This window comes from Aequorivita sp. CRS11 (genome assembly GCF_059693805.1).
Window position 1 is genome coordinate 367,530 of sequence record NZ_JCATIG010000001.1, and the last position, 26,772, is coordinate 394,301.

At 39.0% G+C, this 26,772-nt stretch carries 22 protein-coding genes; 9 read left to right on the forward strand and 13 right to left on the reverse strand.

Annotated elements, in window-relative coordinates:
* Positions 1-125: 125 nt before the first annotated feature.
* Together AC58DT_RS01805 and AC58DT_RS01810 are read left to right on the forward strand one after the other, a co-directional pair.
* Positions 126-461 carry a hypothetical protein gene (locus AC58DT_RS01805; protein ID WP_497215067.1) on the forward strand — a complete coding sequence of 112 codons (336 nt, stop codon included), beginning with the start codon at positions 126-128 and terminating at the stop codon, positions 459-461.
* Positions 462-502: 41 nt separating this feature from the next.
* Positions 503-967 (forward strand): nuclear transport factor 2 family protein, encoded by a 465-nt coding sequence (locus AC58DT_RS01810; protein ID WP_497215321.1) that lies wholly within the window; start codon positions 503-505, stop codon positions 965-967.
* Here AC58DT_RS01810 and AC58DT_RS01815 read toward each other — a convergent pair.
* Both AC58DT_RS01815 and AC58DT_RS01820 read right to left on the reverse strand, forming a co-directional pair.
* Complete coding sequence (locus AC58DT_RS01815) at positions 964-1,581, reverse strand: L-threonylcarbamoyladenylate synthase (RefSeq protein ID WP_497215068.1); 618 nt, start codon at positions 1,579-1,581, stop codon at positions 964-966. The genes AC58DT_RS01810 and AC58DT_RS01815 overlap by 4 nt on opposite strands.
* A gap of 2 nt (positions 1,582-1,583) precedes the next feature.
* Positions 1,584-1,802, reverse strand: a complete 219-nt coding sequence (locus tag AC58DT_RS01820) for a hypervirulence associated TUDOR domain-containing protein (protein WP_497215069.1) — start codon at positions 1,800-1,802, stop codon at positions 1,584-1,586.
* A 105-nt stretch (positions 1,803-1,907) separates the two neighbouring features.
* On the opposite strand from AC58DT_RS01820, the gene AC58DT_RS01825 reads away from it, so the two are divergent.
* Positions 1,908-2,777, forward strand: a complete 870-nt coding sequence (locus AC58DT_RS01825; RefSeq protein ID WP_497215070.1) for an alpha/beta hydrolase fold domain-containing protein — start codon at positions 1,908-1,910, stop codon at positions 2,775-2,777.
* Positions 2,778-2,854: 77 nt separating this feature from the next.
* Here the strand turns inward: AC58DT_RS01825 and AC58DT_RS01830 are convergent, their stop codons facing one another.
* Positions 2,855-5,173: an ATP-dependent helicase gene (locus AC58DT_RS01830; protein ID WP_497215071.1), complete on the reverse strand. Its 2,319-nt coding sequence runs from the start codon at positions 5,171-5,173 to the stop codon at positions 2,855-2,857.
* 147 nt (positions 5,174-5,320) lie between these two features.
* Between AC58DT_RS01830 and AC58DT_RS01835 the strand changes: the two genes are divergently transcribed.
* Positions 5,321-6,937, forward strand: a complete 1,617-nt coding sequence (locus AC58DT_RS01835) for an FMN-binding glutamate synthase family protein (RefSeq protein ID WP_497215072.1) — start codon at positions 5,321-5,323, stop codon at positions 6,935-6,937.
* A 70-nt stretch (positions 6,938-7,007) separates the two neighbouring features.
* Here the strand turns inward: AC58DT_RS01835 and AC58DT_RS01840 are convergent, their stop codons facing one another.
* From AC58DT_RS01840 to AC58DT_RS01850, 3 genes are all read right to left on the reverse strand, one after another.
* The gene (locus AC58DT_RS01840; RefSeq protein ID WP_497215073.1) at positions 7,008-7,748 is read right to left on the reverse strand and encodes a LytR/AlgR family response regulator transcription factor; all 741 of its coding nucleotides are present in this window, start codon (positions 7,746-7,748) and stop codon (positions 7,008-7,010) included.
* Positions 7,745-10,525, reverse strand: coding sequence for a sensor histidine kinase (locus AC58DT_RS01845; RefSeq protein ID WP_497215074.1), 2,781 nt, complete (start codon positions 10,523-10,525; stop codon positions 7,745-7,747). The genes AC58DT_RS01840 and AC58DT_RS01845 overlap by 4 nt, the downstream gene beginning before the upstream one ends.
* Positions 10,526-10,596: 71 nt before the next feature.
* Positions 10,597-12,351, reverse strand: a complete 1,755-nt coding sequence (locus AC58DT_RS01850) for a T9SS type A sorting domain-containing protein (RefSeq protein ID WP_497215075.1) — start codon at positions 12,349-12,351, stop codon at positions 10,597-10,599.
* 186 nt (positions 12,352-12,537) lie between these two features.
* On the opposite strand from AC58DT_RS01850, the gene AC58DT_RS01855 reads away from it, so the two are divergent.
* Complete coding sequence (locus AC58DT_RS01855) at positions 12,538-13,062, forward strand: DUF7935 family protein (RefSeq protein ID WP_497215076.1); 525 nt, start codon at positions 12,538-12,540, stop codon at positions 13,060-13,062.
* Here AC58DT_RS01855 and AC58DT_RS01860 read toward each other — a convergent pair.
* From AC58DT_RS01860 to AC58DT_RS01890, 7 genes are all read right to left on the reverse strand, one after another.
* Positions 13,059-13,691, reverse strand: coding sequence for a response regulator (locus AC58DT_RS01860; protein WP_497215077.1), 633 nt, complete (start codon positions 13,689-13,691; stop codon positions 13,059-13,061). The genes AC58DT_RS01855 and AC58DT_RS01860 overlap by 4 nt on opposite strands.
* Positions 13,692-13,730: 39 nt before the next feature.
* The gene (locus AC58DT_RS01865; protein ID WP_497215078.1) at positions 13,731-14,483 is read right to left on the reverse strand and encodes a sensor histidine kinase; all 753 of its coding nucleotides are present in this window, start codon (positions 14,481-14,483) and stop codon (positions 13,731-13,733) included.
* Between the two features lie 649 nt (positions 14,484-15,132).
* Positions 15,133-15,819: a hypothetical protein gene (locus tag AC58DT_RS01870; protein WP_497215080.1), complete on the reverse strand. Its 687-nt coding sequence runs from the start codon at positions 15,817-15,819 to the stop codon at positions 15,133-15,135.
* A gap of 191 nt (positions 15,820-16,010) precedes the next feature.
* Positions 16,011-16,925 (reverse strand): patatin-like phospholipase family protein, encoded by a 915-nt coding sequence (locus tag AC58DT_RS01875; RefSeq protein ID WP_497215081.1) that lies wholly within the window; start codon positions 16,923-16,925, stop codon positions 16,011-16,013.
* Positions 16,922-18,985: a M1 family metallopeptidase gene (locus AC58DT_RS01880; protein ID WP_497215082.1), complete on the reverse strand. Its 2,064-nt coding sequence runs from the start codon at positions 18,983-18,985 to the stop codon at positions 16,922-16,924. The genes AC58DT_RS01875 and AC58DT_RS01880 overlap by 4 nt, the downstream gene beginning before the upstream one ends.
* Positions 18,985-19,464: a nucleotidyl transferase AbiEii/AbiGii toxin family protein gene (locus tag AC58DT_RS01885; RefSeq protein WP_497215083.1), complete on the reverse strand. Its 480-nt coding sequence runs from the start codon at positions 19,462-19,464 to the stop codon at positions 18,985-18,987. Before AC58DT_RS01885 ends, AC58DT_RS01880 begins: the two co-directional genes overlap by 1 nt.
* Positions 19,461-19,643: a hypothetical protein gene (locus AC58DT_RS01890; protein ID WP_497215084.1), complete on the reverse strand. Its 183-nt coding sequence runs from the start codon at positions 19,641-19,643 to the stop codon at positions 19,461-19,463. The genes AC58DT_RS01885 and AC58DT_RS01890 overlap by 4 nt, the downstream gene beginning before the upstream one ends.
* Before the next feature lie 65 nt (positions 19,644-19,708).
* Between AC58DT_RS01890 and AC58DT_RS01895 the strand changes: the two genes are divergently transcribed.
* The 4 genes from AC58DT_RS01895 to AC58DT_RS01910 all read left to right on the forward strand — a co-directional run bounded on the left by AC58DT_RS01895 (position 19,709) and on the right by AC58DT_RS01910 (position 26,772).
* Positions 19,709-22,255, forward strand: a complete 2,547-nt coding sequence (locus AC58DT_RS01895; protein ID WP_497215085.1) for a DUF559 domain-containing protein — start codon at positions 19,709-19,711, stop codon at positions 22,253-22,255.
* Positions 22,256-22,789: 534 nt separating this feature from the next.
* A complete protein-coding gene (locus AC58DT_RS01900; protein WP_497215086.1) occupies positions 22,790-24,994 on the forward strand; it encodes a RelA/SpoT family protein in 2,205 nt (734 codons plus the stop codon).
* 27 nt (positions 24,995-25,021) lie between these two features.
* Positions 25,022-25,495 (forward strand): Fur family transcriptional regulator, encoded by a 474-nt coding sequence (locus AC58DT_RS01905; RefSeq protein ID WP_202336562.1) that lies wholly within the window; start codon positions 25,022-25,024, stop codon positions 25,493-25,495.
* Positions 25,496-25,500: 5 nt separating this feature from the next.
* A complete protein-coding gene (locus AC58DT_RS01910) occupies positions 25,501-26,772 on the forward strand; it encodes an adenylosuccinate synthase (RefSeq protein WP_497215087.1) in 1,272 nt (423 codons plus the stop codon).

Here is a 26,772-nt window from a genome sequence, read left to right on the forward strand (position 1 = left end):
GCAGAATAACCTTAAAACCCGGTCCCTATGGCCGGGTTTTTTTATTGCTGCCCACAAAACAATCTTTTGAAAGGTTTTTGTATCTTAGATAGGAATATAAAACCTTTAATAATATATACTTAAAAATGGAAGAATTCAAAACCAATTGGACCCGCGAAGAGCTAAAAGCATATATATTACTCTACTGTGCCTATGCCAACTTTGTTGAGACAAAAGCCGAAAAGGAATATATAAAATCAAAAGTTGGTGAAGAAAAATATCGTCAGGTCCATAAAGAATTCGACCAAGACAATGATTACCAACGTATCCAAAAAATTCAACACACAATATCTCGTTACGATTATTCCAAAAATGAAATAGACCGACTTTTTGAAAATATTAAAAAAATGTTTCTGGCAGACGGTTCCATCGATATCCTTGAGAAAAACATTTACCGAGGCTTGCAGCATTTATTGAAATAATTTTCAATTCAGAAATTATCAGCAACACTGAATTAAATATTATTGAAAAATTCTACGAAGCCTTTGCAAACTTAGACGCAGAGCGCATGCTCGAATGGTATCACGATGATGTTACCTTTGAAGATCCGGCCTTTGGAGTTTTAAAAGGAGAAGAAGCCAAAAACATGTGGCGAATGCTCTGTCACAGCCAGCAGGGAGAAGATTTTAAAGTAATAACCTCAAACATAGAATATACTCCTGAAGCGGGAAAAGCCCGTTGGGAAGCGTATTACACATTTAGTAAAACAGGAAGGAAAGTTCACAACGTAATTAACGCAACTTTCAAATTCAAGGACGGAAAAATTATAAACCACGTTGATAAATTCAGCCTTTACAGATGGTCCAAGCAGGCATTGGGTTTAAAAGGGTTTTTGGTTGGATGGACAGCTTTTTTCAGAAAAAAACTCAATCAGCAAACAGGATTTTTGCTTTCAGAATTTCAGAAAAAACAATCTACTAAAAGTTAAATTTCCAAACTTCCTTTCCCTTCCCGCATTACTACCGGTTCTGTCCCCGTAAGATCAATTACAGTGGAAGCAATATTGCCACCATAGCCACCATCAATAACTAAATCTACCAAATTGTCCCATTTCTCGAGAATAAGTTCGGGATCGGTAGTGTACTCAATTACCTCGTCTTCATCCTTAATAGAAGTGGAAATGATAGGATTGCCCAGTTCCTGCACAATAGCTCTCGTTATGGAATTATCTGGTACACGAATACCAACTTCCTTTTTCTTTTTAAAAACCGTTGGAAGATTATTATTCCCCGGAAGAATAAAGGTGTAGGGTCCCGGAAGATTTCGTTTTAATATTTTAAAAGTAGGAGTGTCTATCTGCTTTACATAATCGCTGAGATTGCTCAAATCTTCGCAAACAAACGAGAAATTGGCTTTTTCCAGCTTCACTCCCCTAAGTTGTGCTACGCGTTCCATTGCGCGATTGTTGTTTATATCGCAGCCCAGCGCATATACCGTATCGCTGGGATAAATTATTACCCCGCCATCGCGAAGTATTTTTACAACACGTTTAATTTCTTTCGGGTTTGGATTTTCCTCGTAAATCTTAATAAATTCAGCCATTTTTAATCTTTAGTTTTTCTGTTTACTTCATTTTCAAGCTTTAATACCTTATCTCCATTTGCTTGCTCAATATAGAGGGCTTCGTTGTCTTTTTCACCTTTTCTTGTAATTTTGCTCCCTTTTATTGTTTTGGTAATTTTTGTGGAAAAAGTATCGATTACTTTTCCTTCGGCCTCACCACTCCCCCATTTCCACATTACTTTTGAACCTTTTCGAATCATATTTTTTATTTAAAGTTACTTACAATTTTTATAAATGGAAGATTTCTTTAAAATTCTTAACATAAATCCACTTTTCAACCGTTATTGAAAAAACTAAATTTTTATATGAAAAAAATCCTCATTATAATTCTTCTTTTCGGAATTCAAATCAATTTCATTTCCTGTTCGGAAGATAACGATACTACAGCGAATGAATCTTTAGCTGAAGAAACCATGTTGAATGTTTCCTACGGAAATGATCAACAACAAAAATATGACCTTTATCTGCCCGCAAATCGATCTTCCACTAAAACCAAAGTTATCATGCTGGTTCACGGCGGCGGATGGACGGGTGGCGATAAGGCCGATATGGACTTCTTTATTTCCTATATAAAACAGCGACATCCTGACCACGCAATAGTAAATGTAAATTATGTGCTTGCAGATATTGACACGCCGGCCTTTCCCAACCAATTTTTGGATTTGGATGCGGTAATCGATAAATTGACTTCAGAAAAAAACGAGCTACAAATCCTGCCTGAATTTGCCTTGGTAGGCGCCAGCGCGGGCGCGCACATTTCTTTAATGTATGATTATGTTTACGATACGGACGACCAGGTAAAAATAGTTGGTGATATCGTAGGGCCCACTGATTTCACCGATCCCTTTTATAGCAACAATCCAAATTTTCCAGCGCTAATGGCCGCTTTGGTAGATGAGAGTGCATATCCACAGGGAACAAATTATGCAGAAGTTTTGAGTCCAGCATTGCGCGTTTCTAATGCTAGCAGCCCAACGCTTCTTTTCTACGGAAACGCTGACCCCTTAGTTCCTCTCACTAATGGAACAACTTTAAATACAGCGCTGAATAATTCCCAGATTGACCACATTTTTACAATTTATGATGGCGGTCACGGCGATTGGGCACAAAGCGATATCGAAAATATGAAAGAGCAAATAAGTATTGCTGTTGATACTTATTTGGAAGTCAATTAAAATATGTGGAATTTGGGATTCGTAAATTTTTTTTTGCTAATAGTCTTCGGTTGATCAAGTAACGAATTCCAAATTCACTAATCGACCACTTTCAGTTTAGCAAAACGAAGAAGTAATTTTTTTAAACCACCGTTTTCGAAATCTATTTCAGCTTTTGTATCAGCACCTATTCCCTCGATTTTGAGAATTTTACCTTTTCCGAAGCGAACGTGCTCCACCATTGTTCCCTCGCTTAGATTGGTATCTTCCACACTAAAATTTTTATCGGTATCGCTTGCTACGGGTTTCAATCTTCGCAATTTGCGAAGCTGTGCTTCCGTTGGTCCCATTGGAGCTTTGCCCGCAACAGGTTTTCGCAAACGCAGTTTACTGTGGTCAACCTCATCAAAAATATCGGCATCCAAAAGCGGTTTGTAGCGGTTTTCGGTAATTGGGGTTAGATATTCCAAAAAGCTCTCGTCAATTTCCTCAATAAAACGGCTTGGCTCGGCATCAATCAATTTTCCCCAACGGTAACGCGATTGGGTGTAGGTTAAATACGCCTGTTTTTCGGCTCGCGTGAGCGCAACGTAAAAAAGCCTCCGCTCCTCTTCCAACTCACTACGGGAATTCATATTCATCCCGCTGGGGAACAGGTCTTCCTCCATCCCCACAATGTAAACGTAGGGAAACTCCAAACCTTTCGCCAAATGTACCGTCATTAAAGCTACGCGGTCACCATCACCCTTGTCGTTGTCCAAATCAGTGGCGAGCGCCACATCTTCCATAAATTCCGAGAGCGAACCTGTGGCACCTGCAATTTCCTTTTGCTCTTCCACAAAATCGCGCATTCCGTTCAATAGTTCCTCTATATTTTCGATACGTGCAATACCTTCAGGGGTGCCGTCTTTTTTTAATTCCTGAAGCAATCCGGTCTTTTTTGAAACGTGTTCGGTAATAGTAAAAGCATCATAATTTTGATTCAAAACCTGGAAACTTTCAATCATCGTCACAAAATCCTCCAATTTGCTTTTGGTACCGGCATTTATTTTCAAATCAATTTTATCAATGTTTTTCATCACCTCAAAAATCGATCGGTTGTAATGATTTGCAGCAACAATTAAACGTTCCATCGTTGTATCGCCAATGCCACGTGCGGGATAATTTATAACGCGTTTCAGCGCTTCTTCATCCTTCGGGTTCAATACCAACCGCAAATAAGCTAGTACATCTTTTATTTCTTTTCGCTGATAAAAACTAAGCCCCCCGTAAATTCTATACGGAATGTCCTTTTTCCGAAGCGCATCCTCAATAGCACGGCTTTGTGCGTTTGTTCGGAACAGAACGGCAAAATCGCCATCATTTAATTGATGGTTCATTTTATTTTCAAAAATGGAGCTGGCCACAAAACGGCCTTCGTCACCATCGGTCATGGTTCGGTTTACGAGGATTTTATTGCCTTCGTCATTTGCCGTCCAAACTACTTTTTCAAGTCTGGTTTTATTCTTTTCGATGATGTTATTTGCCGCGTTTACAATATTTTTCGTGGAGCGGTAATTTTGTTCCAAACGGAAAACTTTTACATCGTCATAATCTTTCTGGAAATTTAAAATATTATTGATGTTCGCTCCGCGGAAAGCATAAATACTCTGCGCATCATCGCCCACAACACATATATTTTGAAACCTATCGGAAAGCGCGCGAACGATCAAATACTGACTGTGGTTGGTATCTTGGTACTCGTCCACCAAAATGTAGCGGAACCGGTTTTGATACTTTGCCAAAACATCTGGAAAACGCGTTAGCAATTCGTTGGTTTTCAGCAGAAGATCGTCAAAATCCATTGCGCCAGCCTTAAAACACTTGTCAACATAGGCTTTGTAAATATCGCCAAGACGAGGCATTTTCGCCATGGCATCAGCTTCAATCAATTCCGGATTGTTGAAATATGCCTTTACGGTAATCAAACTGTTTTTATAGGAAGATATGCGCGAATAGACCTGCTTGTATTTATACACATCTTTATCCAGGTTCATCTCCTTTATCACCGCACGAATTACACTGTGTGAGTCTTGGGTGTCATAAATTGTGAAGTTGGAAGGATAGCCCAATTTATCGGCTTCAAACCGAAGAATTTTCGCAAAAATACTGTGGAAGGTTCCCATCCAAAGATTTTTGGCTTCACTGGCCCCCACGATTTTTGAGATACGCCCTTTCATTTCTCTTGCGGCCTTATTGGTAAAAGTAAGCGCCAAAATATTGAAAGGATCCACGCCCTGACTCATCAAATATGCAATGCGAAAAGTTAGCACGCGCGTCTTGCCCGAACCAGCCCCGGCAATTACAATCATTGCGCCGTCTTTTTGCAGCACTGGCGCACGCTGCGCATCGTTGAGTTGTTTTAAATACTGTTCCAAAACTTCATTTTCTTCAAGCTGTGAAAATAACTATTATCAAACTTTTATAGGAAGTGTTTTTGGGGAAATTATAAACAATAATCACCTTCTTCATTATTCTTTCCAAATGAGATTTATTTTAAATACCTTTATCAAAAATGTATTTTTATGGAGGAGTTTCTATCTTTCTTAGGTCAAATACCTTGGTGGGTATGGGTTCTTATTTTTCTTTTAATCGTTGCCATTCGGGACATTTTTTTCAACAAACACCACACGATAAGCCACAACTTTCCAGTTATTGGCCACATTCGGTATATGCTGGAAGGCATCGGGCCGGAGCTTCGGCAGTATATTGTTGCCAACAATCGCGAGGAGCTTCCCTTTAATCGTATTGAGCGGGGTTGGATCTATGCTTCGGCGAAAAACGAAAACAATTATGAAGGTTTCGGCACCGACCGTGATATTTATGAACCGAATTATATATTCATAAACAATTCTCTTCTACCATTCAAAGTTGAAAAGGAGAACCCAAATTACAAGAACCCATATTTTTTACCGTGTGCAAAAGTAATGGGCAGTTATCACAAGCGCAGGCGTCCATATCGTCCAACATCGGTAATTAATGTTTCAGCCATGAGCTTCGGATCATTATCGGCAAGGGCTGTTGAATCCTTAAATAGAGGATGCGCGCTAGCCTACGCATATCATAATACAGGTGAAGGTGGTCTTTCTCCATATCACAAAACTGGCGCAGACGTTGTTTTTCATTTTGGAACCGGATATTTTGGGGTTCGGGACGAGCAGGGAAATTTCTCCATGGAAAAAATTGTGAAGCTCGTTAACGAAAACCCGCAAGTTAGAGCTATTGAAGTAAAACTTTCCCAAGGTGCAAAACCAGGTAAGGGGGGTGTTTTGCCAGGGTCTAAAATTACTCAGGAAATTGCTGATATAAGACACGTACCCTTAGGAAAAGATGTGCTATCGCCACCTAATCATTCTGCTTTTGAAGGAGTTAAAGGAATGGTTGAATTTGTGGAAAGTATAGCTGAAGCAACCGGTTTGCCCGTGGGCATTAAATCTGCTGTAGGCCGCTTGGGAGAATGGGAACAACTTGCAAAAATAATGAAAGAAACCGGCAAAGGGCCAGATTTTATAACAATTGACGGTGGTGAGGGAGGCACCGGTGCGTCGCCCCCAAGTTTTGCCGACCACGTGTCCCTGCCGTGGCTTTTTGGTTTTGCTGAAGTTTATAAAATTTTCAAAAAGCACGAGATGTGTGATCGAATTGTTTTTATAGGAAGTGGAAAGTTAGGGTTTCCTGCCAAAGCAGCTATGGCATTTTCAATGGGTGCCGATTTAATCAACGTTGCACGAGAGGCGATGATGAGCATTGGTTGTATTCAAGCTCAGCAATGCCATACCAACAAATGCCCTAGCGGGGTTGCTACCCAAAATAAATGGCTGCAACGCGGTATTAATATTGAAGACAAATCAGTGAGGGCGCATTTCTATTTTAAAAATTTCTGTAAGGAGCTGCTAGAAATGACACACGCCTGTGGTTATGAACACCCCTGCCAATTCACCATGGACGATGTGGACCTAACCGTAGGCGATAAAAACTTAATCAAAACCTTATCACAATCTTTTATGTACCATAAATGTGCAGTACCTTTTGAGAGCATGAAAGCTTTATCAAATTGCCAGTATCTGGGCGGAAATTATCACGAAAAAGAAGCTAAAAAAGAAGTGAAAGCGATGCGCAAGGAAAATAAGGTAAGGTATTAGCCCCTAACTCCCAAAGGGGAACTGTTAAGATGTGCTGCATTGCCGAACACTGAATACTGAATAAAAAACCTCAACGGAACATTTCCAAAAATGCTTTTCGGTTGGTTTTTGAAATGGGCACACGGTTACCGTTTTCCAGTACCAAATAACCTTCATTTTCAAAACTGCGCACTTTTTCGAGGTTTACGATATGCGATTTGTGGCATTTGAAAAATATTCGCCCCAAGGAAGGTTCAAATTTCCCGAGGTTATAACTGCTTAAAAGTTCTGTATTGTTGCTTAAATGAAATTTGGTATAACCCTGAAAACCTTCCAAATGCAGCACCTCGTCCTGAGGGATAAAGGATAGCCCTTTTTCGGTAGGCACGATAATCTTGTTTCTTTTTGAAATGGTTTCCGTGAGAACTTCTATGAGTTTGTTGCTGCTTTCCAATTGTTGTTTTTCCCGTATTGTGGTTATGGATTTTGTAATTGCATGTTTCAGATCGTCATCATCCACAGGTTTTAAAATGTATCCAATTGCCGATTTTTTTAACGCTGCCACGGCATATTCGTTGTAGGCGGTTACAAAAATGACCTGAAAATCCAATCCGTCCAGTTCCGAAAGCAGTTCAAAGCCATTCAAACGTGGCATTTGTATATCGAGAAATAGAATTTCGGGAGGATCATTTTTTATAAACGCTATGGCGTCTTCGGGTTTTTGAAAGGTAGCGGTTATTGAAATCTCGGGAAAAAACTTTTCCACCTTTTGTTGCAGTCCCTTTAGGGCAGAAAATTCATCGTCTATCAATATGGCCGTTATAGTCGTCATCGCACTTTCTTAATTTTAAAGGTAGTAATATTGCCTGTATCGATTTTCTCCGGAAATACTTCAGCATTAAAAAATTGTATTTCCCATTGTTTGGAACGGTTTAAGACCGCAATTCTATTTTCAAGTACTGCGGAAGAATTTACCTTGCCGTTGGGTTTCTTTCTTGAGTTTGAAAAGCCCACGCCGTCATCCATAATTTCCACCATAAATTCCTGCTCGTCAATGCTACGAAAATACAGATTGATATTGCCCTCTTTTTCTTTATTGAAGATACCGTGGTTCACAGCATTCTCTACAATGGGCTGGAGCAGCATACTGGGAATGGTGGTTTCGGGTAAATTTAACGTAGAATCTATATGTATCTGATAGCCCAATTTCTCCTTAAAACGGAGCTTTTCAATATCCAAATAGTTTTTCAGCAATTTAATTTCAGTTTCCAGGGGAATTTCACTTTCTTTTGAAAGCTCAAAAAACTGGCGTATCAATTTTGAGAATTTCACCAGATATTTTTCTGAAGTTTCAAAGTCGTTATTGTTGATATAATACTGGATAGCAGCAAGCGAGTTGAAAACAAAATGCGGGTTCATCTGGGCGCGCAGGGCATATAGCTCATATTCAGCCATCTTTTTCTGTGCGGTAATCTTGGCGGTTTTTTTTGAAACTTCCTTGTTTCTGAAATAATAGAGCACTCCGCCTAAGAGCGAAATGCCCGCTAGCCAAAACACGGCTTTTGCCAAAGGCCTTTGCCTCCATAATGGCAAAATTGTGAAATTGGCGGTTTCCATTAGGTTTCCGGTTTTCAATTCCAGGGTGTATTTGTCTGGTGGCAGATTTGAAAAATTAAGGTTTGAAGCGGTTGTAGTTGTCCAATCTTTTTGAATGGGCAGCAAACGGTACCTGTAGCTCAGTTGGTTTTGGGCGGACGAAAAGTCTATGGTGGCAATGGAAAAATCTACGCTATTGTCGGTGGTGTAGCGCATTGCAGGTTCGGAGGCTGGGATAGGACTTTGATTGAAAAGTGCCTTTTCAACGTAAATTTTCGAAAGTTGGGGCTGCTTATAAAGAGCTCTCGGAAGAATGGCAACCCCATCGTCCGTTGATACAAGCAAATCATCGCCCACCGGCAGAATAGCATTAACCTTTTTCGAAGGCAATCCGTCGTTTTCGTTTAAAGTGCCTGTATAGTAATAATCGGGACCTGCTTTTTTATATTGTAAAATTCCGCTTTCAGAAGCCAGCCAGATAAAATCCTTGTTTGCAACAGCGCTTTCAACACTCAAAAATTCTGAATTCGGCAATAGTGATACCTCCTTGAGGTCTGTGAGATAAGAACCGTGCCCGTCAGTATTGACCAAAAATTGGGAGTCCGTAACCTTAGTAAGGCTCAAGATAGGTTTCTTCAAAAGATTATCGGCAAGGGTTACGGAGGTTATGTTTCCGTCAGATAGTATTTTTAAACCATCAGAAGTTGCCAAGAGCAGGGAATCGCGAAACTTCAATAAATCCCTAACGCCATAATAATCGTAGGTTTTGATTCGCTCAAAGGTTTCTGGGTCTATTTTTATTACCCCTGAGGATATATTTCCGTATAAAAAACCGTTGAGATAGACCAAGCTCCTTACGCCACCAATTTTATTGAAATGATCAACTTGGTGCCGGCTGGCTGCTTCATTCGCAATTTGGATGGTTTTCTTTTCAGAACAGAAAAATGAACTTTCAAGGGAATCTAAATATACCGCGTTAAAAACAAAACTTTTATCCGTTATAAATGTCCTAAACTTTTTTTGAAGTGAATCGTATTCATAAAATCCTTTATTGTACACATTGGCCACTATCCGTTTACCCACTCTGGCCAGTTGATCTACTTTTTGATGCGGAAGCACGTAGGTACACTGGCGCTTTACCTGCGGCAACATAAAGATTCCACGCGAAAAAGTGGCGCACCAAATGTTCCCACTTTTATCTATCATTGAAAAATAGGCCTTTAGATTGGGGGGTATCTTAACCACCTTATCGATCTCAAAATTCTCGTCCAGTATGCCCACAAAGTCAAATCCCGTTATCTGGATTTGATCGTTCACAAAATGGTTGCGAATAAAATTGGGGTTTTGGTGACTCGCGTATTTTTTAAATTCCCTTTCATAAATTTTCCCGCTAAGCAGGTTTATTATGCTAAAACCTTCGTTGTAGAGCATTACCATGATAGAATCGCGGTTTCTGAACCGTGTTACGGACTTTTCTTTAAAAACGGGAAGCTCTGCCAATTGTACCGCTTTTTTATGAAGCTTTTTAAAATGGTATTTTGAGGTATCCTGTACCTCTGAAAATGTGAGGTTTTTCCAACATCCGTTTTCCAGATAAAACCATTGCCCGCTATTTCCGACTATAAAGGTGTTACTATAAACATTGGTAGATGCCGGAAACATTACGACCCCCGCCTGGCAATTGGGAAAGGTATGCACCTTCTCATTTTCAATATACCCCAGCAAAGTTGATTTTGAGAAGAACCAAATCCTATTTTCGGCATCAACCCGTAGGTCCCAAATGTCGTTGGTTGGCAATCCATTGCTGGTATTGAAAACCTTAAATTCCCTTCCGTTGAATTTTGCCATACCCTTATCGGTAATGGCCCAAATAAAACCTTCGTTATCTTGAGTCAATCGGTAGATTCGGTTGCTGGGCAGGCCATCCTTTATGGTGTAATTCACAAATTCCTGGGCAGCACACAAATTCCACATCACAATAAATACAATGATATGGAATTTTGTTCTGCTCATATTAAAAGGGAGAGTATCAATCTTTTTTCCAATAACTAAGGTAAGGAAAATATGGCGCAAGAAGGAGGGTGCTACTCTTTAATGAGCTTAAAGGTGGTAGTATTTTTTCCGTTGGAAATTTCAACAAAGTACAGGCCAGCCGCAAGCTCAGAAACGTCCATTTGCCGTTCATTATTAAGATATTGTTGCGATACAATTTTCCCTGAAGCATCCATAATAGTAACGTCAAGGGCATCAACTCCGGTAAATGAAATTTGCTGTATGGCTGGGTTTGGAAACATTTTTATTTTTTCCATCGAATGTTCTTCGACAGCCAATTCGCGCACGCAGAAATCCTCGGTATAGGGCATTGCCGTTGCCGTAAGATTTATAGGAAAAGCATTAGTCGGCACGTGTGCCGAGGTAACCGGCACCGACTGCTTGGTCAAGGACAAATGGTTGGGATTAATAATTTTACTGTCGCAGGTATTTCGTTTTGCGGTATCTACTTTAAAAAGTTCCAGACTTACATCGGTCACCGTAGGATCAATAGCACGGTATCCCGCTAAATAATAGTGGTTATTGTTGCTGTTGTCCGTTTTTGGAAAGGCCATATCGGGGTAATAGATGGTGGGCATCTGAAAATCCCAAAGGTTAAAATCCTCGGTACCGGGCTCTACGTTTGGCACAAGGTATTGATAGTTCGTCGCAACAGGATTTCCAGTGTTTTTGTCAAATTCATAAAGAAAGACATTGCTTTCGCCATAATATGAATTGGCGCCAATGTTCCAGCTTTCATCTCTATCATAGCCTGCAATTACAAGGTTATTCGCACTGTTGAAGGATGGCATCAGCGCAAAACCGTAAATGTTCAGGTTGTTGGGATCGTCGGCATACCAGGAGCGGGCACTATCATAGGTTCCATTATTGTCAAAAACCGATATTCCAAAATAATGCGAGAAGGAATAATTGGTAAGCATATAGATTTTACTGGTCGTACTATCAAAATAGGCATCAACACTTACATCATTTGCATTTCCAAAAACATAACTTTGGTCCCATTGCATAGTTCCCTGAAAGTCCAATTTGTGCGCCAATACTATTTGTTGGGCCGTATTGTTTGATAGGTCTTGCCAGGTTGCGCTTCCGGTAAGAAAAAACCCATCACTGGTTTCGGCCACACCATTTACAAAGTCGTATTCTAAGGTATTTACCGTGTTGGGAGCATCGGTTTCTGCGGTCCATAATACGTTTAAACCCGAATCAGTACGTAGCACAAAACCAATGTTGTTAAAAACACAATTGATATCAAGGCTGTAACAATCACTGAAATACCCGGCAATTACGAAACCAGGATCGGCAATACTGTCGCCATTGGCATCGCTGTTTGAAAAACTGATGTGCAGGCCGGTGCTATTAAAATTGGGGCCCACCACATCATAATAATTGGCTTGGAGAAAGTTTCCGCTCAGTGCCTCAAATTGTGCCAAGAACACTTTTCGTTTGCCGCCAATGTCTATATAGCCCGTAGCAAAAATAAGATCCAAATGGCTCACTATATCCAGAATACGCAAATGGGGTGAAGTTGGTTCCTGATAGGCGATATTCCAAATTACGGCGCCATTTTCATCCACTTTTTTTAGAAACGCCCGTTCAGATTGCAGGGCCGTGTCAAAGAGATTGCCAGCCACAATATAATCTGTAGTTTGCGGACTATTAAATGAGAGGGGCTCGATACATACATCGTGATAGACCATAGTAGCTGCCGAAACATTTGTTTGAAATTGACACCAACCGGATACGGCAAAGGTCAATAAAAACAGGGCTATGAGTAATTTTCTTTTCATTGGTGAAATATTTAATAATTAATACGTAGTTGAAATTTCTTCCCTAAGGTCAATGCTTTTACTTAATTTTAAAACCTCCATTTATTGGCACGAGGGTTTGAGCCGATCTATTATAGGTTTGATACAAAGAACTAATAGTTGTACAACTATTAAAAACGACTTAAGTTTGTCAAAAAATTAAATTCTATGGAAGAAGCAACCCAAATTATTAGTTATGTAGCCTATCTGTTACCCGCAATGGTTGTAGGCATAATTGCTTATTTTTTCTTTAAAGGCCACACTGCCAATGAGGAAGGCCGCAGAAGATATTTGGTTCAAAAAGAAGCTCAAAAACAAGTTTTACCCCTCCGGCTTCAAGCATATGAACGTATTACTTTATTTTTGGAACGAATAGATCCCAATAAGTTATTGGTACGGGTGAAACCATTTTCAGATTCTAAAGACGATTACGAAAATTTATTGGTAAAAAATATTGAGCAGGAGTATGACCATAATTTAACACAACAAATTTATGTAACTCCTGAATGTTGGAACTTAGTGAACGCTGCAAAAAATGCAACCATACACGTAATTCGTCAAGGAGCAATGCACGAAAAGGACGGCAATGTAGACAAAATGCGGGAATGGTTACTACAGAATTTTATGGAAGAAGTTACACCATCGCAAAAAGCCATGGCATACGTTAAAAAAGAGGTCAGCGAACTTTTTTAGGGTGTAAATAAATTGTGGTGAATTGCAAAAAGCACGAGCCCAATTCTATTTTTTACCTTTAGTTTTTTGTGGACTGAATCCCGGTAACCCTCAACAGTTTTATAGCTACAGCACATGGCTTCGGAAATTTCTTTATAGCTCATATCGGTGCAGGCAAGTTTTATAAACTCAATTTCTTTTTCTTTTAGCTCAGTATCAATTTCATTCTCCAAAGAGTCCACAAGGATTTGTGATATTGTATTGGTATAATAATGACCATTTTCCATTACTTGAATGAGAGCTTCTTCAAGAATATTTTTTTTTGTGTCTTTTAACAAATAGCCGCAGGCACCTGCCCTGAGCATTTTCAAAATAGTGTATTCATCTTCTTCTATGGAAAGAGCGAGCACTTTTACGTTAGGAAATTCTTTTCTAAGAATTTCAGTTGTTTCAATTCCGTTAAGTATGGGCATCTTTATATCCATAAGTACTAAATCGGGGATGTTTTTCTTATTATTAAACTTATCAAGCAGCTCACGCCCATTTTTACATAGGTATAGTACTTTAAATTTCTTAAAGTCTTGAACCAATCCGCCAATGGCTTGGGAAAGCAAGAAATGGTCGTCTACTACTACTACGGAATAATTCATTTTATAACATGTTTTCTATCTATGGAATTAATTTAAAATTCACATATAATTATATTTAAGGTGCAATGCAGTTCCGTGGTCTTTTACGGAATTGATTTTCAACGTTGAATTGATCAATTGGGCACGCGTTTTCATATTTTTAAGTCCAATTCCCATAAAGTTGTCTGTTTTATCGAAACCCACTCCGTTGTCTTCCGCAGAAATAGTCAAGAGTTCATCAGAATAATTTAAAACTACCTTTAGGGTCGAGGCTTTGGAATGTTTTATTGTGTTTGAAAAAAATTCCTGCAATATCCTAAAAAGAATGATCTGGGTATTACTCTCAATGGGCCTTACATTACCCTGCACTTTTAATTCAGCAGCAATAAATTTAAGTCTATTGAATCGTTCTATTTCTAGACTTACAGCTTCTTGCAGACTCAAGCTTTTTAATGCTTCAGGATTAATCAATTTTGATAGCGCCCGCAACTCATCAATGCCTGTGCCTATGGTTTCAGAAACTTCGTTTAACAATTCGGGTCTTTCCAGCGCCATTTGGGCTTGAATTTTGGCCAATGTCATCAACTGGCCAATATTATCGTGCAATTCCCAACTAATATTTCGCAAAGTTTCCTCACGAATCTCTATTTGTGATTCTGCCAATTCACGGTCGAACGCTTTTTTCGCTTTCTCCTGCTCTTGTAACAATCGGTTTTTTCTACGAGAAAAAACACTGAAGAGCACGATAACAATAATTACTAATGTTACGGGAATGGCTATTGCCGCAATTATTATGATCTCTTTTTCATCCATAGAAATCCTGTTAAAAAGAACAAATACATAATGATTATGAGCGACGACTGTATTACAAGTAAAATCTCAAAGAAGCTGTCCGGTTTGTAAAACCAAGTTCTGATGATTTTTATGGGAATATAACCAATATAAAATAAAAATAGCCCTACACTTACCCAAAACAATAAATCGTTTTTTATTACCAATACTAGTGATGATTGTAAAATATTGATATAATATAAGGTTATGCAAAAAATCAGAATCGCGGCTCCAGCTATGTATGTTCTAGCAAAAGAATTCTCAAAAATACCTGTAAATACTACATCACTTAAAAAAAACAGCCAAAAAACAACTAAGCCTATTTTAATATTCTTTTTGAATCTATCGTTTTCAATCATCCTCATAAAAATGTAGAAGAAAAATGAAAAATGAATCAGATAATATAAATTGTAAATAAACTTATTAAGGGGAATATCATATATAATGCCCTTTAGGAAATAGCCCAAATATTCCGTAACCATGGTAAGAAACAAAATAATGGGCAATAGTCTTAAGGTTGTATGCTTATAAAGCGGAAATTTTATTAGCGATATTAGAAAAACACCGACATATAATGTCAAATATGTATTTTTAAGTATGTCTAAAATTGTTTCCACTAATTAAGTGTGCTCTAATTGCTGTCCCCAAAATCATTAGTACCGGGCGGAGGCGCTACTCCTCCGTCATTCAAAATAACACTTGTGGTTCCATTTCCCACGGCTGCGGAATTGGTTGAACTGAAAAATCCAGCCTCATTCACACTACCTTGGGGCTCATCCTGTGTCTGATTTTTGTCGTTTTTGTTTAGTCTATTTCTATTGATAGGCAAGGCAGTATACACACCGTCTATTTCTTCAAGATAAAAACCAACATTCTGGCCTTCATAAGCCATTGTAGGCACTACGAAAAAACTATTTCTTTTTGGATATTTAACCGTATCGCCATTTGGGAATTTATCACTATCGGGATAATTTGAGAGATAAAAACGCAATGTTTTAATATCCACATTGGCTTCTTTGGCCTCATGCTCAATATACGCTATATATTGTTTTATGGTTTCCAAATCATATTCCGCATAGCGGGTAGGGGTAAATTTTGAACCGTCAGCTGCAATGCTGTCCTCATATCTTTTGATTATCGGCACGCGTCTTTGCAAATAGGCATCATACATTTCTTGAGCGCGATCAACCGATATTATATGGTCTTTCGGCGGACCCTCATATGGTGGCTCGGTATGGGTTGTGGGATCTTGACAGCTAAAAAGCATTAAGTTGATACAACTTAATAACAGTAAACGTTGAATAGTCTGTGTTTTCATATTTAATTTGGTTTTAAAGTTATGGTATCAATTTAGTTACATTAAGAGGGATTCTAAAATGACCTTTCCCTAAACGCAGAGTGAAGATAAACCAAAAGAGTTGATTAGTAGCACTCTATTATAACTTACGATGAAAAAACAGGGAAAACACTGAAAGTATAAGGGAAATACCCCAGCTAGATGTAGGAATATCAATCGTCTTTTGTACGAATTTCGTTTAATTCATTATTCTTCTGATCAGCATATTGGAAACCTAGTTCCCACCACTTTGTCATCATTTTCTTATCAAATATCAAAGAGTTTGTCGTCAAAACCGTAGGAGTATAATAAAGATTTATAATAACATCTTTATTTGTCGCGACAAATTTCCCAATGCGGATGTTCTGTTTCTCAATACGATCCGCCATATAATTGTGCATATTGGTAAGCAATGAAAATACATTTTTTGAGGGAAGCCGATTGTAATAGGTAATTTCGGTTTCCAACACAATTACATCAATATGTGTTGCGCCACGGTTTATAGCCTCTTCAATAGGGACCATGCTTCCAAAACCGCCATCGGCATATTCACAGCCATCTTTTTTTACAAGACTCATAAAAGGAGTGAAATTTGAAGAAATCCAAATCCAGTCCAAAAAATCCTGATACTCAAAATCGTTTATCGACTTATATTCTACTTGATTCAATGAAAGATTTGAAACCGTTACAACCACTTCTTTTTCAGAAGCTTTTAAATTATTGAATTCTATTTCGGTCAGGGTATTTGCTATCAGTTTTCGTAAATTTAAACTCTCGCCAAAGGTTTTTTTTCCTTTTATGAAATTGCGAAGCACCGTATAATGATCAATAGCGATCTGTTTTCCGCCAAATTTATTTTGCTTAATTACAAATGGACAACTGCTGAATATGCTTTTTTGATTAACGGAGGTATAAACCTCTTTAATTTTCTCAACCTTATCCAAAGCCAAATGTGAAATAAGCAAACTGCCCGTTGAAGTTCCCACAAAAAGGTCATAATTATGATGAAGCTCTTCCATTAAATACTGCGCCACGCCGCCCGCAAATGCACCCTTACTTCCGCCGCCCGAAATTACCAACGCCCTCATTCCTTTATAATTGAGTTTAAATAATTAGCCGCTTTTTCTGAGACTTGTCTGCCCAAAACCTTTATTTGCTCGTGATATTTTTTATTCTGAAGTAATTCATTCAACATTTCTTTTGAAGGTTTTGAGAAGCGCCAAGTGGGATGCACGCAGGCTTCCGCTAAATTTTTAAGTGTTTCCAAATCCCAAAGCTGGAGTTCGTTTACATATTCAAACGCCTTTTCACGTATCTCGAAACTATAAGCTGTGGAAGTATAATTTTTCAATTCCTTTAAATAATTCTCCTTTTCAGATTTTTCATAATCTTCTGTAATTAAAGCCAACGTCAACCAGAGTTGCCGAATGTTTTTATTCTGAAAACCCTCAATTCCTTTTGTTTTGTTGAGATATTCTGTTCTTTTCTGCGGAAACTGCATCCATAATTGATAAAGTGCGTTTTCCAGGGTTACATAAGAATTATCGTTTAAAAGGGTTTCATATTCGGTTTGGAGTTCCTTTGGAATGGTCTGCAACGAAAGCGCCACAGCTTGGCGAACATACAGATTATTGCTCCCGAAAGCGGTTTTATAAAGCGGAAGGGTTTCAGAAAGTGGTTCATCCACCAATTGATAGACTGCTTCCTGCCCAATAAAATCATTTGGAAAGGTTAATGCAGTTTTTAACTGAAGTTTTTTATCTGCCAAAGGCGTTGCCCGAAGCGCGGAAACCTCAAAATACTTTTTAATAAACGGTGATTTCAACAAAGATTGATACGCTTCTTCCCCTTTAAAAGCACTTTGACGAAGCCAATTCCTTTCAAAATCTGCAATATCAACTTGCGAGACTGCTTTCACTTCATTCAAAAAATCTTCGGTAGAAACATTTTTGAATTTATATTTCTCCAAATAGTTTTTGATTGCCGCTTTAAAGGCCTCGTCGCCTATTCGCTCTCGTAAAATATGAAGCGCCCAAGCTCCTTTTTGATAAAATGTAAGTGAACTTGCTTTTGGATTTAACAATGATTCGCCCTTGCCCTCATCGCTCATTGCCTTTAATTGCTCGGCGGTTTGGTATAATTGCCAGTAATAATAATCTTCACCAAAAATTTCTTTTTCTGCTAGCAAAGCATAATAAGTCGCAAACCCTTCCTGCAACCAATGGTCTTCCCCTGCTTTTTCCGTAACCAAATTGCCAAACCATTGGTGGGCCAGTTCGTGGGCGTTTACGTTTATGTAGTTTCTATCGTTAAAGCTTGTGGAATCTACCACAAACGCTTCGGAGAAAAATGTGGCGGTTGTGTTTTCCATTCCGGCATAAAGAAAATCGCGAACGGGAACTTGCTTGTAGTTTTGCCACGCATACGGCACGCCGATTTCAGTTTCCAGAAAGTCGAAAATCTGTTTGCTGTAGCGGTAGGTTGGTTCTACTTTTAGTGAATCTGAACGATTATAATATAATTCCAAAGGAATCCCTGAATTTGAAAGGAGTTCTTTTTTATGGAAATCGCCAATTGCGAAGGCTACCAAATAGCTGGACATGGGTTTTTTCATGTCGAAGTGCCAATAATTTTCATTTATATCATTTTCAACATTTAAAAGTTTTCCGTTAGCAATTACTGTCTTATCATCAGGAGCTAATATTGTAATATCAAATTCAATTTTCTCATTTACATCGTCAATACTGGGAAGCCAGTAAGATGTGTATTTGCCTTGCCCTTGCGTCCAAATTTGGTCTCCAAAAAAATATAAAGTTTGTTTTGGCTGCACCATACAATTGAATTGAGCAGAATAAATTTTCCCTGCTTCATACTTTTTTGAAGAAAGCCAAATTTTATCATCTTTATAATTTACTGAAATGTTTTCATTTATTGTATCTACCCCAACTTCCATATTCTTAGCATCCAAAAAAATAGAATCTGTTGGTTTTAATATTCTAAAGGAAGTATTTAAAGCAATCTGAGTTTTACCCATAAAATATGGATAAACTTTTGCCTCAATCCTCAAAAAATCCACAACATCAGTTTGCTGTGAAAAAAGTTGAATGGAAAATAAAAAAAGTGAAAACGTTAAAAAAAATTTGACCATTATTTTTTATCTAAATTATTTTTGGTGCGTTGCAGTTCTTGAATATCCAATAAATCCTTAGGGCGTCCAGCTTTAATCTTGCTAATAATTAAATCTTCAAAAGACAAAACACGCCATTCCAAACCATCCTTTTTAACTTGTACAGCCTCTTCAAAAGCTTTAGCAAAAGGCTTATTCACAGAGAAATTGGTGATAATCTCCAAATTAAGAATACTTGGGGTGAATTTAATTGAAATATTTTGTCGCTGCTTTTTTACTTCTTCGGGAAAATCATCAATATCATAACCCATTTCTTTAAAAACCAGTAATAATTTTTGGAAGTTTTCGGAAACAGGTTCCAACCAAAAATCTACATCCGCAGAATGCCTTTGATAACCGTGAAAATTTACCGCGCCACCACCGACCATAATTATTCTAACTTTATGCTTATCGCTAAGTTTAATAAAGTCACGAATGTTTTTATCCCAAGTTTCAATCATCTATTCTTAAACTCAATAATGAAATTATCCTTTTTGTCAGAAGTTTCCTGAGAAGGAAAATCCCGCATTTCATAACATAACTTGAAGAAGGCAAATACTCTTTCAGCTCCCGAAAGTGCTAAAAAATCTGCTTCTTGCAGCCTTTTGCTTTCTTCCTTGGTAGTAAAATTAATTTCCATAGTATAAAGATAATAATTCTATAATGGGATTCCTTCACTTCGTTCGGAATTAGTAAATTCGTTTTATGAATGCCAATTTCCTGCAAACTCCAATAGATTACTTAAAAGGCGTCGGCCCAAACCGGGCGGATTTGCTGAAAAAGGAGCTTGGCATCCACACTTTTCAGGATTTGCTGAATCTTTTTCCGAATAGATATTTAGACCGAACTCAGTATTATAAAATTACACAATTGCAACAAACGAATGCCGAAGTTCAGATTATTGGAAAAATCACCCACATTAAAACCGTAGAACAAAAAAAAGGAAAGCGACTCGTTGCCACTTTTATTGACGAAACCGGTACGATGGAACTCGTTTGGTTTCGCGGCCAAAAATGGATTCGGGAGAATTTAAAGCTGAATGTTCCCTACGTAATCTTCGGAAAAACGAATTATTTCAACAACAGTTTTTCCATGCCGCACCCCGAAATGGAATTGCTGGATGCGCACGAAAAAAGTATCCGTTCTGCCATGCAACCCGTGTATCCTTCCACCGAAAAATTAAACAACAGCGGCATCACAAATAGGGTGATAAATGGCCTGATGCAACAGCTGTTTTTGGAGAGCAAAAACGCCTTTGTCGAGACCCTCTCAAAACCCCTTTTGGAACAATTGAAATTGGTCTCAAAAAAGGAGGCACTTTTCAACATACATTTTCCAAAAAGTCAGGCACATTTGGCACGCGCACAATACCGATTAAAATTTGAGGAATTATTCTATATTCAACTTCAATTAATCCGAAAAAATCTCATCCATAAATCGAAAATTAAGGGTTATACTTTTGATAAAATTGGTCATAATTTCAACACCTTTTTTTCGGAACATTTACCCTTTGATTTGACCGAAGCACAGAAACGCGTACTCAAGGAAATCCGCAACGATTTGGGAAGCAACGCACAGATGAATCGACTTTTGCAGGGCGATGTGGGTTCGGGGAAAACAATAGTAGCGCTAATGTCAATGTTAATAGCACTTGACAACGGTTTTCAAGCCTGTTTAATGGCACCTACTGAAATTTTGTCAGTTCAGCATTATAACGGTTTAGTTGAAATGTGTAAAAGACTGAACACCAGTATTGAATTATTAACAGGTTCAACCAAAACTTCAAAAAGAAAAGAAATTCACAAAAAGCTTGAAAATGGTGAATTGGATATCTTAATTGGCACCCATGCCCTGCTCGAAGATAAGGTAAAATTTAAAAATTTAGGGCTTGCAATCGTGGATGAGCAACACCGTTTTGGCGTGGAACAACGCAGCAAATTATGGCATAAGGGAGGCCCACCTCAATCCTCCCTGAGGGAGGAAGCAGCAAGAGTGCGTAAAAAATATATGACGGCTAGGCCATCTGCTTATAAATTACTAAAAGAGCTCCAGCAAAAAAACAAAAAACAACCCACCCAAGCCGAAGCAATTTTATGGGAATGTTTACGAACCAAAAAACTTGATTATAAATTTAGACGACAACATATTATTGATGAGTTTATTGTCGATTTTGTCTGTCTCGAAAAAAAGCTGATAATTGAAGTAGATGGGGGATATCACAACCATCCGCAGCAAAAAGAAGCTGATGAGCTGAGAACGCAAATTTTAAAAGAACTGAAGTTTAATGTGATACGGTTCACAAATGAAGAAATAATAGGCAATATCGATGCATCGCTAAAAACAATTGAAACAACTTTAAAAAGCCTCCCCTCCGGGGAGGTTGGAGGGGCTGGGACCATTCCCCCACACATCCTCGTTATGACTGCTACCCCCATCCCCCGTACCCTTGCAATGAGCATTTATGGCGACTTGGATATTAGTGTAATTGATGAGCTTCCGCCGGGCAGAAAAGACATTAAAACCGTGCACCGTTTTGATGCAAATAGACTCAAAGTTTTTCGCTTTATAAAGGACGAAATTAGCAAGGGCCGGCAGGTGTATATTGTGTACCCATTAATACAGGAAAGTGAGACCATGGATTACAAGGATTTGATGGACGGATACGAGAGTATTGTGCGCGAATTTCCTATGCCAAAATATCAAGTTTCCATCGTTCACGGACAGATGAAACCAGCCGATAAGGATTATGAAATGAATCGATTTATAAAAGGCGAAACACAAATTATGGTCGCCACCACGGTAATTGAAGTTGGGGTAAACGTGCCAAATGCCAGCGTGATGATTATTGAAAGTGCAGAACGTTTTGGACTTTCGCAATTACATCAATTGCGCGGAAGAGTTGGCCGCGGTGCGGAGCAGAGTTACTGCATTTTAATGACCGGCCACAAACTTTCGGCAGATGCAAAGACCCGTTTAGAGACCATGGTCCGTACCAGCGATGGTTTTGAAATTGCGGAAGTAGATTTAAAACTTCGCGGTCCCGGCGATATGATGGGCACCCAACAAAGTGGCGTGCTAAACCTTCGAATTGCCGATATCGTAAAGGATTCCGAAATATTAAAAATTGCCCGAAGCTATGCCGCCCAAACTCTAAAAGCGGACCCCAACCTTGCTTCGGAAGAAAATATTCCTATAAAATACGCCTATGCGCAACTTGTTAAGTATCGGAATATTTGGAACTATATTTCGTAGCTCACCCACTGACTTTAAATATTTCTACTATTCTAGGTGGCAAACACGAAATAAGATAAAATTATAATACATGATATTTTACCTGTTGTTAACACTGTAAAAGTATGATAAACAATGATTTGCCCTCACCTAAACCCAGTCCGGTTAGATAGCCTTGAATTTGTAGGAAAAAATGGCTGTTTTCTTACGTTTTAATGACTTTGCTATGGCTTTGCTATGGCTTTGCTATGGCTTTGGTGTGGGGTAGCTATTTTAGGACAAGACAAGGACAAGACACTTCGGGAATAAAAAAACTACCATTCTGCTTCCCTTGCATTTCAAGACAACCTAACCGATGTAAACTGTTTAAGCAGTTTGAGATTTTTTCGATGCCTTAGAGGATGCTCTACAATTCTAATAGGCTATTTTAAATGAAACGCCTGTTGCGAGAAACTTAGTCCTCTATTTTGTGATTTCGTATTGTTAGAGGCCGTGCCAAACCCTAAGCCAATTAATTTCTTGCCAATTCAATTACTTTTCAATACTTTTAGGTTTATGACAGAAGCCGCATTAGAAGAAGAGAAAAAAGAGCTCGCCAAGCATTACAAACAGCTGCTCAAGATCAGTTATCGCACCCTTACCAAGGAAGATAAAAAACTGATTCGCAGTGCGTTTGACCTTGCCGTGGACGCCCATAAAGAGCAGCGCCGCAAAAGTGGCGAGGCCTACATTTTTCATCCTATTGCGGTTGCAAAAATTGTAGCATCAGAGATTGGTCTTGACGCCACCAGCATAGCCGCAGCACTTTTGCACGATGTGGTTGAGGACACAGAATATTCCTTGGAGGATATCGAGCGTATGTTTGGCACTGTTGTAGCCCGCATTGTGGACGGGCTTACCAAGATTGCCCATATAAATATGTCTGAAGACGTTTCCATGCAGGCGGAAAATTTCAGAAAAATGCTGCTTACCCTCAATGAGGACATTCGCGTAATCATCATAAAAATTGCGGACAGGCTGCACAATATGCAAACCATGGACAGCATGCCTCCAGACAAGCAACGAAAAATTGCTTCTGAAACACTTTACATCTACGCCCCCCTTGCCCATCGCATCGGGCTTTACAATATAAAAACCGAACTCGAGGATTTAGGTTTGAAATTCACTGAGCCAGAAGTGTATGCAGATATTTTAAGCCGAATAAAGGAGAGCAAAGAAGAGCAGGATGCTTATATTGAAGCTTTCAATAAAGTGATAAAAAATTCACTTGATGCCGAAAATCTTGAATACGAAATAAAAGGCCGTCCAAAATCCATCTTTTCAATAAGAAGAAAAATGCTGGCGCAAAACGTGAGCTTTGACGAGGTTTATGACAAATTTGCTGTGCGGATTATTTACAAAAGTGCTCCAGAAAACGAAAAATTCTTTGCCTGGAAGATTTATTCAATTGTTACAGATCATTTTCGTCCAAACCCAATCCGTTTGCGTGATTGGATCTCTTCACCCAAATCAACGGGTTACGAAGCGCTTCACATTACAGTTATGGGACCCAAAGGCCGTTGGGTAGAAGTGCAAATCCGTAGCGAGCGCATGAACGAGATTGCCGAAAAAGGTTTTGCTGCCCACTACAAATACAAAAACAAGGAAAAAGACGACGGCGGCCTCGAAAACTGGTTGAACAAACTTCAGGACACGCTTGAAAATTCAGAAATAAGTGCTGTGGATTTTGTGGAAGAATTCAAGTTGAACCTATATGCTAAGGAAATTTTTGTCTTTACTCCCAAAGGAGATTTGTACTCACTTCCCAAAGGCGCAACAGCATTGGATTTCGCCTTTCATATTCACACTGAAATTGGTATGCACACCCGCGGCACAAAGGTTAACGGCAAACTGGTTCCGTTGAGCCACGAATTGAAAAGTGGCGATCAGGTAGAGATTATAACTTCGGAAAACGCAAAACCTACAGCCAACTGGCTAAATTATGCAACAACAGGCCGGGCACGATCCAAAATTAAGTCTTCGCTGAAGGATGAAAAGAAACAGCTGGCAGAAGAAGGTAAGGTCGTTTTAGCAAGAAAATTAAAATCTTTAAAAATAAATCTGGACGACACTACGATCAATCAGCTTGTGGTTTTCTTTAAAGTGAAAACGAGTCTGGATTTGTTTTATCGCGTGGGTGCGGGGATTATTGACAACCAAAAACTTAAGGATTTTGCCGCTTCGCGAAGCAATGCCTTTATCAGTTTCTTCAAAAATAGAATCAGAAAGCCCGACAAGCCCGAGGATGTTAATAAGGAAGAGATTACAGAAAAGTTTGACCAACTTGTTTTCGGCAAAAACGAAGACAAACTGGATTATAAAATGGCAAACTGCTGCAACCCCATTCCCGGTGATGATGTTTTTGGTTTTGTAACCGTAAACGAAGGTATAAAAGTGCACAAGACCAACTGTCCAAACGCATTGCAGCTTCAGAGCAATTATAGCTACCGCATCATGCCTGCCAAATGGATTGATAGCACACAGCGCGAATTTAAAGCTGTGCTGAATATTTCGGGGATTGACACTATTGGATTGGTAAACGAAGTCACGAAAGTGATTTCAAACAATCTTCACATAGATATGAAAAGTGTTCACTTTGATAGTAATGATGGGGTTTTTACAGGTAAAATTGTAGTTGTGGTAAAAAACAAATCCATTCTTAACAACCTTGTAGAAAACATCAAAAAAATAAACGGAATTGATAAAGTTACTAGAGCATAAATTTTAAGTAACTTTGCAACCTTAATTATGAGTTCAAAAACAGATATAAACAATCAGGCTATTGTAAAGAACGTTTTTACGGGTTTTCTTGAGGAAAAAGGACACCGAAAAACGCCGGAACGCTATGCCATTCTTCAGGAAATTTATGACCACGACGATCATTTCGATATTGAATCGCTATACATAAATATGAAGAACAAAAATTACCGAGTAAGCCGCGCAACACTTTACAATACCATTGAGTTGCTTTTGGAGTGCGGTTTGGTACGAAAACACCAATTTGGTCAGAATCAGGCGCATTACGAAAAATCATACTTTGATCGCAACCACGACCACGTTATTCTTTCCAATGGAGAGGTGATTGAGTTTTGCGACCCGAGAATACACAGCATCAAAAAAACCATCGAAGAGGTTTTTAATATAGAAATAACCAACCATTCACTTTATTTTTACGGAAATAAAAAAACACCCGCCACAAACGATGACGGGAACAATCAATAAAAATTATGGCAGTAGACTTACTACTTGGATTGCAATGGGGCGACGAAGGCAAAGGAAAAATTGTTGACGTTCTTACAAAAAACTATGATATAATCGCACGTTTTCAGGGCGGGCCAAACGCGGGCCACACCTTGGAATTTGACGGCCACAAGCATGTGCTTCATACCATTCCCAGTGGAATTTTTCACGAAGGAACCATCAATTTGGTTGGTAATGGGGTTGTAATTGATCCCGTGATTTTCAAAAGGGAATTGGACAACCTCGCAAAATTCAATTTAGATCTTAAAAAAAGCCTATTGATTTCGCGTAAGGCGCATCTTATCTTACCAACACACCGCTTGCTGGACGCTGCTTCCGAAGCTTCAAAAGGAAAGGCAAAAATAGGTTCAACCCTTAAAGGCATTGGTCCAACCTATATGGACAAGACAGGCCGCAACGGAATACGCGTGGGGGATCTGGAATTGGACAACTGGCAGGAAAAATACCGCGCTCTGGCTGATAAGCACGAAGCGATGATAGATTTTTACAATGTAGATGTGCAGTATGATTTAGCAGACCTGGAATCCGAATTCTTCAAAGCTGTTGAAGTATTGAAATCCCTAACTTTTATTGATAGTGAGGAATATCTTCACCAAGCCCAACAAAAAGGTAAAACCATTCTTGCTGAAGGTGCACAAGGCTCATTGCTAGATATCGATTTTGGAACTTATCCTTTCGTGACCTCCTCAAACACTACTGCTGCTGGTGCTTGCACAGGTTTAGGGGTAGCTCCAGGAAAAATAAAAGAAGTCTTTGGAATATTTAAGGCTTACACCACCCGCGTGGGTAGTGGCCCCTTCCCTACTGAACTTTTTGACGAAGCTGGCGAAACAATGGGCCGCGTGGGAAATGAATTTGGTGCAACCACAGGCCGTCCGCGCCGTTGCGGCTGGTTGGACTTGGTAGCACTTCGCTATGCAGTTCAAGTAAATGGCGTGACTCAATTGATTATGATGAAAGGCGACGTTTTGAGCGGTTTTGATACACTTAAAGTATGTACTGCCTATAATTACAAAGGAGAAACTATTCAGCATTTTCCATATAATATTGAAGCTGAAAATGTAACCCCAGTTTATACCGAAATGAAAGGCTGGCAGGCAGACTTGACCAAAATGACCGACGCCTCACAAATGCCCCAAGCTTTGAACGATTACATCAATTTCTTGGAAAAGGAACTGGAAGTGCCAATCAAAATTGTTTCCGTAGGGCCGGACAGAAAGCAAACCATTCATCGGTAA

What these genes read in the sequence shown, in the direction of transcription:
- AC58DT_RS01805 (WP_497215067.1), top strand. Translation starts at nt 126, where the DNA reads ATGGAAGAATTCAAAACCAATTGGACCCGCGAAGAGCTAAAAGCATAT.
- AC58DT_RS01815 (WP_497215068.1), bottom strand. Translation starts at nt 1,581, where the DNA reads ATGGCTGAATTTATTAAGATTTACGAGGAAAATCCAAACCCGAAAGAA.
- AC58DT_RS01820 (WP_497215069.1), bottom strand. Translation starts at nt 1,802, where the DNA reads ATGATTCGAAAAGGTTCAAAAGTAATGTGGAAATGGGGGAGTGGTGAG.
- AC58DT_RS01825 (WP_497215070.1), top strand. Translation starts at nt 1,908, where the DNA reads ATGAAAAAAATCCTCATTATAATTCTTCTTTTCGGAATTCAAATCAAT.
- AC58DT_RS01835 (WP_497215072.1), top strand. Translation starts at nt 5,321, where the DNA reads ATGGAGGAGTTTCTATCTTTCTTAGGTCAAATACCTTGGTGGGTATGG.
- AC58DT_RS01840 (WP_497215073.1), bottom strand. Translation starts at nt 7,748, where the DNA reads ATGACGACTATAACGGCCATATTGATAGACGATGAATTTTCTGCCCTA.
- AC58DT_RS01845 (WP_497215074.1), bottom strand. Translation starts at nt 10,525, where the DNA reads ATGAGCAGAACAAAATTCCATATCATTGTATTTATTGTGATGTGGAAT.
- AC58DT_RS01850 (WP_497215075.1), bottom strand. Translation starts at nt 12,351, where the DNA reads ATGAAAAGAAAATTACTCATAGCCCTGTTTTTATTGACCTTTGCCGTA.
- AC58DT_RS01855 (WP_497215076.1), top strand. Translation starts at nt 12,538, where the DNA reads ATGGAAGAAGCAACCCAAATTATTAGTTATGTAGCCTATCTGTTACCC.
- AC58DT_RS01860 (WP_497215077.1), bottom strand. Translation starts at nt 13,691, where the DNA reads ATGAATTATTCCGTAGTAGTAGTAGACGACCATTTCTTGCTTTCCCAA.
- AC58DT_RS01865 (WP_497215078.1), bottom strand. Translation starts at nt 14,483, where the DNA reads ATGGATGAAAAAGAGATCATAATAATTGCGGCAATAGCCATTCCCGTA.
- AC58DT_RS01870 (WP_497215080.1), bottom strand. Translation starts at nt 15,819, where the DNA reads ATGAAAACACAGACTATTCAACGTTTACTGTTATTAAGTTGTATCAAC.
- AC58DT_RS01875 (WP_497215081.1), bottom strand. Translation starts at nt 16,925, where the DNA reads ATGAGGGCGTTGGTAATTTCGGGCGGCGGAAGTAAGGGTGCATTTGCG.
- AC58DT_RS01880 (WP_497215082.1), bottom strand. Translation starts at nt 18,985, where the DNA reads ATGGTCAAATTTTTTTTAACGTTTTCACTTTTTTTATTTTCCATTCAA.
- AC58DT_RS01885 (WP_497215083.1), bottom strand. Translation starts at nt 19,464, where the DNA reads ATGATTGAAACTTGGGATAAAAACATTCGTGACTTTATTAAACTTAGC.
- AC58DT_RS01890 (WP_497215084.1), bottom strand. Translation starts at nt 19,643, where the DNA reads ATGGAAATTAATTTTACTACCAAGGAAGAAAGCAAAAGGCTGCAAGAA.
- AC58DT_RS01895 (WP_497215085.1), top strand. Translation starts at nt 19,709, where the DNA reads ATGAATGCCAATTTCCTGCAAACTCCAATAGATTACTTAAAAGGCGTC.
- AC58DT_RS01900 (WP_497215086.1), top strand. Translation starts at nt 22,790, where the DNA reads ATGACAGAAGCCGCATTAGAAGAAGAGAAAAAAGAGCTCGCCAAGCAT.
- AC58DT_RS01905 (WP_202336562.1), top strand. Translation starts at nt 25,022, where the DNA reads ATGAGTTCAAAAACAGATATAAACAATCAGGCTATTGTAAAGAACGTT.
- AC58DT_RS01910 (WP_497215087.1), top strand. Translation starts at nt 25,501, where the DNA reads ATGGCAGTAGACTTACTACTTGGATTGCAATGGGGCGACGAAGGCAAA.